This is a genomic window from Trueperaceae bacterium, assembly GCA_019454765.1.
Lineage (GTDB): Bacteria > Deinococcota > Deinococci > Deinococcales > Trueperaceae > JAAYYF01.
Window position 1 is genome coordinate 22,440 of the sequence record JACFNR010000036.1, and the last position, 7,394, is coordinate 29,833.

Consider the following 7,394-nt stretch of genomic DNA (forward strand, 5'->3'; position numbering starts at 1 on the left):
CCGCGGGCGTGTGCTCAGCCCTTGACGACCAGGTTGACCAGCCGGCCCGGCACCACGACCTCCCGCACCACCGTCATGCCCTCCAGGTGCCGCGCCACGTTCGGTTCCGCCTTGACGGCCGCCAGGACCGTGGCCGCGTCCGCGTCGGCGGCGACGTCAACGCGCCCGCGCAGCTTGCCGTTCACCTGGACGGCCAACGTGACGGTGTCGGCCACCAGGGCGGCCGGGTCGTGGTTGGGCCACGGCTGCAGGTGCACCGACTCGGCGTGCCCCAGGCGCCGCCACAGCTCCTCGGTGATGTGGGGCGCGATGGGGGCGAGGAGCACGAGGAGCGTCTCGACGCCCGCCCGCCATTCGGCGCTGCCGCCCAGGCCCGCCACGCGCGCCCTCTGCAGGGCGCCCTGCAGCGTCATCAGCTCCGCGATGGCGGTGTTGAAGCGGAACGCCTCGAAGTCCTCCGTGACCTCCTTGATGGCGTGGTGCACGGCGCGCCGCACGTCGGTCTCGGTGACGCCGCCCGGCCCTTCGACCTGCGCCTCGCCTACCACGAGGTTCCAGACGCGCCCGAGGAAGCGGAACTGCCCGTCGATCCCGCTGTAGCTCCACGGCGCCCCCTGGTCCCACGGCCCCAGGAACATGAGGTAGGCCCGGACCGTGTCGGCCCCGTACTGCGCCACCAGGTCGTCGGGGTTGACGACGTTGCCGCGCGACTTCGACATCTTCTCGTTGTCCGAGCCCAGGATCATCCCCTGGTTGCGGAGGCGCCTGAACGGCTCGTCGGCGGTCGTCAGGCCGAGGTCGCGCAGCACCTTGGTGAAGAAGCGCGAGTAGAGCAGGTGCAAGATGGCGTGCTCGATGCCGCCCGTGTACGTGTCGACGGGCGTCCACTTGGAGGCGAGCGCGGGGTCGAAGGGGCGTTCCGCGTCGTGCGGGCTCAGGTAACGGAACCAGTACCACGAGGAGTCCTGGAACGTGTCCATCGTGTCGGTCTCGCGGCGCGCGGGACCGCCGCAGTTGGGGCAGGTGGTCGCCAGGAACTCCGCGTGCGTCTTGAGCGGCGACTCGCCGGTCGGCATGAACGCCACGTCCTCCGGCAGCAGCACGGGGAGGTTCTCGAGGCGCTCCGGCAGCATCCCGCAGCCGTCGCAGTAGATGACCGGGATGGGCGTGCCCCAGTAGCGCTGGCGGCTGATGAGCCAGTCGCGCAGGCGGTACGTGGTCTGGGCTCGGCCGAGACCGTGGCTCGCCAGGTACTCGGTGGCGGCGGCGATGGCGGGGCTCTCGCGCCCCTTGGCGCCGTTGTGCTCGAGCCCGTTCAGGGGACCCGAGTTGATCATCGTGCCCGGCCCCGACCAGGCCGCCTCCAGGTCGGCGGCGTGCAGCTCGCCCTCCGTGCCCTCGGGGCGCACCACGGGCACGATCTCGAGCCCGAAGGCGCGCGCGAACTCGAAGTCGCGCTGGTCGCCGTACGGCACGGCCATGATGGCGCCGGTGCCGTACCCCATGAGGACGTAGTCCGCCGTCCAGATGGGGATGCGGGCGCCGTTCACGGGGTTCACCGCGTAGGCGCCGATGAACTCACCCGACTTCTCCTTGGTGTCGGCCATGCGGTCGAGGTCAGACTTGTGCCCGGCCCGCTCGACGTACGCCTCCACCGCGGCGCGGCGATCCGGCGAGGTGAGCTTGGCGACGAGGGGGTGCTCCGGAGCCAGCACCATGAAGGTGGCGCCCCAGAGCGTGTCCGGCCGGGTGGTGAACACGGGGATCTCGTCGCCAGCCTCGCTCCTGAAGACCACCTCGGCGCCCTCGGAGCGGCCGATCCAGTTCGTCTGCATGGTGACCACGCGCTCGGGCCAATCGAGCCCGGAGAAGTCGAGGAGCTCCTCGGCGTAGTCCGTGATGCGGTAGTGCCACTGCGGCATGAGGCGCCGCTCGATGAGGGCGCCCGAGCGGTCGCCGCGCCCGTCGATCACCTGCTCGTTGGCGAGCACCGTCTGGTCGACCGGGTCCCAGTTGACGAACGACTCCTTGCGGTACGCGAGGCCCTTCTCGAGCATCTTGATGAAGAACCACTGGTTCCACTTGTAGTACTCGGGGTCGCAGGTGACGATCTGCTTCGACCAGTCGAACATGGCGCCCATCTGCTCGAACTGCTCGGTCATCCTGGCGATGCGCTGGTAGGTGAGGCGAGCCGGGTGGACGCTCTTGTCGCCGGCGCGCGCGGCCTTCACGGCGGCGTTCTCGGCGGGGAGGCCGAACGCGTCGTAACCCATGGGGAACAGCACGTTGTAGCCGCGCATGCGCTTGTAGCGCGCCGCGGCGTCCGCCGGCGCCTCGGCGTACCAGTGGCCGATGTGCAGGTCGCCCGACGGGTAGGGGTACATCGTGAGGAAGTAGTACTTGGGCCGGCTCGAGTCTCGCAGGTCGACCTCGTAGAGGCCCTCGTCGCGCCAGCGCTGCTGCCACTTCTTCTCGATCTCGCCCGGTGAGTAGCGCTCCGCGTGAGCGGTCGGCGTGGCGCTGGATTCTGCCTGGGTCATAGGTTCTACAGTATAGGTCCGCCACAGGCGCCGGGGCGGGAGCGCGCCCCGGTCGCCGGCGACCGCGGCGCCCTCAGTGGCTGACGCCGGGTGCGGGTCATCACGGCCGGTCAACCGACAGCGCGCTCGAGTGGCGCCGTCGCGCTGACCGCGCGCAACCGGGTCCTTAGCTGGCGGGCCCGCTCCAGGACCTCGTCGCGCCCCGCCTGTCTGGTGCGCCGGCGAGGTAGCCCGCCGGGATCGGAGGCCGGCCGGCCCCCATGGACCGCCGCCAGGCGCTCGGCCGCCAACCGCCTGGTCACCTGGCGGCCGGCCGGGTGCGTGGCGGCCAGCTCCAGGAGTTCGGGGCCCACCAGCTCGGGCGCCACCACGTGCGCGGCCATGAACGCGGTGAGGGCCTGAGGGACCAGTTCGTTGTCCACGACCAGGTCCAGCGCGATGACGAGGTCGTTCAGCGCCTCGTGGCCGTACCCGCCGGCCGCCGACCGGGACCCTGCTCCGGTGCGACCGACGGTCGACGCCGTGACCGCTGCCGACAGCAGGCGAACAGAGCTCTCGTCCTGGGCCACGGCGTCGAGGTAGTCCTGGGTCTCGACGCGCAGGACGGCGAGCAGGCGCGCCGCCTCGCCCAGCTCGCCGTGCATCACGTCTGCCCAGGCGACCGTCAGTAGACAGTCGCCCGACCCCGTGGCCTTGCGAGCGTGCCACAACCCACGGGCGAGGTCGCCCGCCGCGAAGTGGTAGTGGGCCATCATCCGGTCGTTCACGGGTGCGCCCGCCGGATGTTCCTCCCACGGCTCGCCCTCGGCCACGAGCCTGGCCACCTCTGCCAAGTGAACGTCGGCCGCCTGCAGGTCGGAGAGCTGCAGGTGGTAGTAGGCCGCCCATTCGTTGAGCATCACGAGGTGGCCGCGCCTGCCTATCGCCGCCTCGAGCGCGAGCGCGGCCTGCACGTGGCGCAGCGCGCGGGCGTAGTCGCCGTCGGCGTCGCGCGCGTGGCACGCCAGGTTCTGCAGGATGTTCACCTGGTCGAGCACGTTGCCGGCGCGCCTGCTGACGGCGGCGGCCTCCTCGAGGAGCCGCCCCGACTCCCGGTGGTCGGCGGCGAGCAGGCCCAGGTTGCAGATGCACCCACCTAGGCTCATGCCGTCGTCGTGGTGCTCGAGGAGTGGCAGGGCGGCGCGGTAGTTCTCATCGGCGCGCTCGGCTTCGCCCGCGTGCGCGAACGCGCGACCCAGCCGGTAGTGCGCCATGCCCACCAGGCCGTCGTCGCCGTGGCGCGCGCCGAGCTCGAGGGCGCGCTCGAACAGCGGCTCCGCCCGCGCCGGAGCGGAGTCCATGTGAGGGAGGGCGAGGGCGAACGCCAGGTGGCCGGCCAGGAGCGTGTCGGGACCGACCGCGCCGAGTGCGAGCTCGGCCTGCCGCGTTAGCTCCTGGAAGCGGCTCCTGACCCACAGGTAGTCGGTGAGCATGGGGAGCATGCGTCTCAGCAGGGCCTCGTCCCGCCCTGCGGCCGCCCAGGCCCAGGCGGCCCGCACGTTGGTGTAGTCCTGGTCGATCTCCTCGAAGGCGGTGCGGTGCCCGGCCCTGCGGTAGGCCGCCCGCCTCGCGGCCAGGAACGCGGCGTAGTGGTCGGCGTGCCCGGCACGCAGCGCACCCGCGTCCTGCGTCTCGGCCAACTTCTCGGCCGCGTACTGCCTTACCAGCGGGTGCAGGTCGTAGCGCCGCCCCTGCCGCGCCACGAGCGACCTGTCGATCAGGACGGCCAGCGTGGGGAGGTCCATGCCCAGCACGGCCTTGGCGGCCGCCCGGTCGAAACCGCCCTCGAAGACGGACGCCGCGGCCAGCGCGCGGCGCTGGGCGGCGGTGAGGCGCTGCCACGAGCTCTCGAACACGGTCCTCAGGTCGTTGTGCCGCGGGGGCCGGGACTCCTGGACGTTGACGAGCGCGTCCAGGTCGTCCTGCAGCTCGCGTGCCAGCTCGTCGAGCGGCATCAGGCGCGTGAGAGCCGCCGCGAGCTCGATGCCGAGCGGCGACCCGGCGAGGCGCCTGCACACGGTGACGGCGGCGGGGGTACTCGCCGTCGTGAGGCCGAAGCGCGCGTCGAACCGGCGTGCCGCCTGGACGAACAGGCTCAGGGCGCTGCCGTCGTCGGCGTCGAGGGGCACCTCGCCGGTCACCGGGGGCAGCGGCAACCCCGCCACGGGGTAGAGCGACTCGCCCTCCAGGCCGAGCGGCTCGCGCGAGGTGACCAGCAGCGTCAGCCCCGGGCAGGCCTCGAGCAGGCGCGCCACGTCGGGTGCGGCGCCGCCGAGCTGCTCGAAGTTGTCGAGGACGAAGAGGGGCCGGGCCGAGGCGAACCTGGCCGCGATGGCCGAGATCGGGTCGCGGCGGCCCGCATGGACCTGAACCGAGCGTGCCACCTGCCCCAGCATCTCGGCCGGGTCTGTGACCGTCTCCAAGGGAACGAGGTAGAGGGGATCGAAGCGCCTCGCGCGCTGCAGCCGCCACGCCAGCTCCAGCGCGAGCCGCGTCTTGCCGATGCCGCCCAGGCCGGTGACCGTGATCAGCCGGGCGCCCCCCTCGACCAGGCCCTCGAGGTCTCGCAGCTCGGCGTCGCGCCCCACGAACAGGGCCTGGCGGCGGGGGAGGTTGTGGCTTGACGCGCGAGCGGCGGCGGGCGGAGCCTTGGCGGCCGCGTACGCCGTGAGGTCGATGCCGAGCTCGGCCGCCTCGCGCCTGAGCGGCAGGGCGCGCGGGCTGTCGGTGGTCGTGAGCAGCGCGTGTAGGCGCGTGACACGCTCGGGGTCGACGTCCACGACCTGCGAGAGTAGGGCCGCCGCCTGATCGGCCAGCCGGACGGCACCCAGCCGGTTCCCCTCCCGTAGGCTCTCCTCGGCCAGCTCGACGAGGGCTCGCTGCACCTCGGCGGCCACCGTCTCCCGTGTCTGGAAGAGCCACTCTTCCAGCTCGACGTTGCCGTCGGCCACGTCCAGTCCGCTTAGGAAGACCCCGCCGTAGAGGTCGGTCACGCCGCGCCAGTCGCCGGTAGCGGCGGCGGCGAGCAGCTGCGCGGCGTCGCACTCCACCTCTGCGCGCAGGGTCGAGCCGTCGACGCTCAGCAGCGCGGGTTCGGCGGCGCGCAGCTGCGACAGGGCAACGGAGAGGCTCTGACGCGGGTTGGCCGCCCGCGGCCAGAACAGCTCCGTCAGGTAGCGGCGGTCCTTTGGGCCCTCGAGCGCCAGGTATGTCAGCAGGAGGAGAGGTTTCGGACGACGAAAGCTGACACCCGACAGGGAGACCCCTCCCAAGGTGCGTAGCCTCATGCGGCAGTATAGGCACCGCGCCGACCGCGGGCCCGTGGGCGGTAGACTGGCCCACACACCGGCCGGCTCGCGCCGGCCGTCGCTTCGAGGCGACCCAGGCGCCCGCCGCGGCGCCCCCTTTGGAGGCTGCAATGGACTTCGACCTCATCGTCATCGGCTCCGGACCCGGCGGGTACCACGCCGCCATCCGGGCTTCGCAACTTGGCCTCAAGGTGGCGTGCGTCGAGAAGGGCGCGGTCGGGGGCGTGTGCCTGAACGTGGGCTGCATCCCCACCAAGGCCCTGTTGCACGTTGCCGCCGAGCTGCGCGGCGCAAGGGACGCGAGCGCCTTCGGGGTCGACTTCGGCACGCCCAAGGTCGACCTGGCCGCCGTCGACAGGTGGAAGCTCGACGTGGTGAAGAAGCAGACGAGCGGCGTCGGCATGCTGTTCAAGGGCAACAAGGTCACGCTCCTCGAGGGCGAGGGGCGTTTCACGGGCAAGAACACGGTGGAGGTGGCCGGCAAGGCCTACACGGCCGAGAAGTTCGTGATCGCCACCGGTTCGAGGCCCGCCGCCATCCCCGGGTTCGAGCTCGACGGCGAGCGCATCATCGACTCGACCGGCGCGCTCACCCTCGGCGCCAGCGTGCCGGCGCGGCTCCTCGTGATCGGCGCCGGAGCCATCGGCCTCGAGTTCGCCGACGTCTACTCCTCCTTCGGGAGCGAGGTGACGGTCGTGGAGATGCTGCCCCAGATCGCCGGCGCCGCCGACGCCGACGCCAGCAAGGAGCTGGCCAAGGCGCTGGAGAAGCGCGGCATCCGCATCCTCACCTCCACCAAGGTGGTGTCGCAGAAGGCCACGGCGAAGGGCACCGAGGTGACGGTCGAGGGGCAGGACGGCAAGCGCGAGGTCATCACGGCGGACCGCGTCCTGGTCGCGGTCGGGCGCCGGCCCAACGGCGCCGGTCTCGGGCTGGAGGCGGCGGGCGTCCAGGTCGACGAGCGCGGCTTCGTGCCCGTCGTCAACGACCACATGCAGACGAGCGCGCCGCACGTGTACGCCATCGGCGACGTGGCCCGCGCCCCGCTCCTCGCCCACAAGGCCATGAAGGAGGGGATCGTGGCCGCCGAGCACGCCGCCGGCATGCCGAGCGCCTACGACACGGTCGTGCCCAGCGTCATCTACACCGAGCCCGAGCTGGCCAGCGTGGGCATGACCGAGGCGGAGGCCAAGGAGGCCGGCTTCGAGGTGCGCGTCGGGCGCTTCCCGCTCTCCGCCTCGGGTCGGGCGTCGACCCTCGGCGTGTCAGGTGGGCTCGTGAAGCTCATCGGGGACGCCAAGACCGACATCCTGCTCGGCTTCCACATGGTCGGCCCCAACGCGGGCGACATCGTGTCGGAAGCGGCGCTCGCCATCGAGATGGGCGCGACCCTCGAGGACATCGCCCTCACGCAGCACCCGCACCCGACCATCTCCGAGGCGGTCATGGAGGCCGCCGAGCACGCGCACGGCAAGGCCATCCACATCGCCAACCGGCGGCGCTGAGT

The 7,394-nt window shown here is 72.0% G+C and carries 3 protein-coding genes; 1 reads left to right on the forward strand and 2 read right to left on the reverse strand.

The features are described 5' to 3' along the window. Window positions 1–14: 14 nt before the first annotated feature. Window positions 15–2,540: a leucine--tRNA ligase gene (locus H3C53_10035; GenBank protein ID MBW7917004.1), complete on the reverse strand. Its 2,526-nt coding sequence runs from the start codon at window positions 2,538–2,540 to the stop codon at window positions 15–17. Between the two features lie 110 nt (window positions 2,541–2,650). After that, window positions 2,651–5,866, reverse strand: a complete 3,216-nt coding sequence (locus tag H3C53_10040) for a hypothetical protein (protein ID MBW7917005.1) — start codon at window positions 5,864–5,866, stop codon at window positions 2,651–2,653. A gap of 131 nt (window positions 5,867–5,997) precedes the next feature. Here H3C53_10040 and lpdA point away from each other — a divergent pair, with 131 nt between their 5' ends. Continuing rightward, on the forward strand, window positions 5,998–7,392 hold the full coding sequence (gene lpdA, locus H3C53_10045; protein ID MBW7917006.1) for a dihydrolipoyl dehydrogenase: 1,395 nt from the start codon (window positions 5,998–6,000) through the stop codon (window positions 7,390–7,392). Window positions 7,393–7,394 lie beyond the last annotated feature (2 nt).

Bases quoted from the DNA above. Each gene is read 5' to 3' on its own strand.
- H3C53_10035 (MBW7917004.1), bottom strand. From the start codon at position 2,540: ATGACCCAGGCAGAATCCAGCGCCACGCCGACCGCTCACGCGGAGCGC.
- H3C53_10040 (MBW7917005.1), bottom strand. From the start codon at position 5,866: ATGAGGCTACGCACCTTGGGAGGGGTCTCCCTGTCGGGTGTCAGCTTT.
- lpdA (MBW7917006.1), top strand. From the start codon at position 5,998: ATGGACTTCGACCTCATCGTCATCGGCTCCGGACCCGGCGGGTACCAC.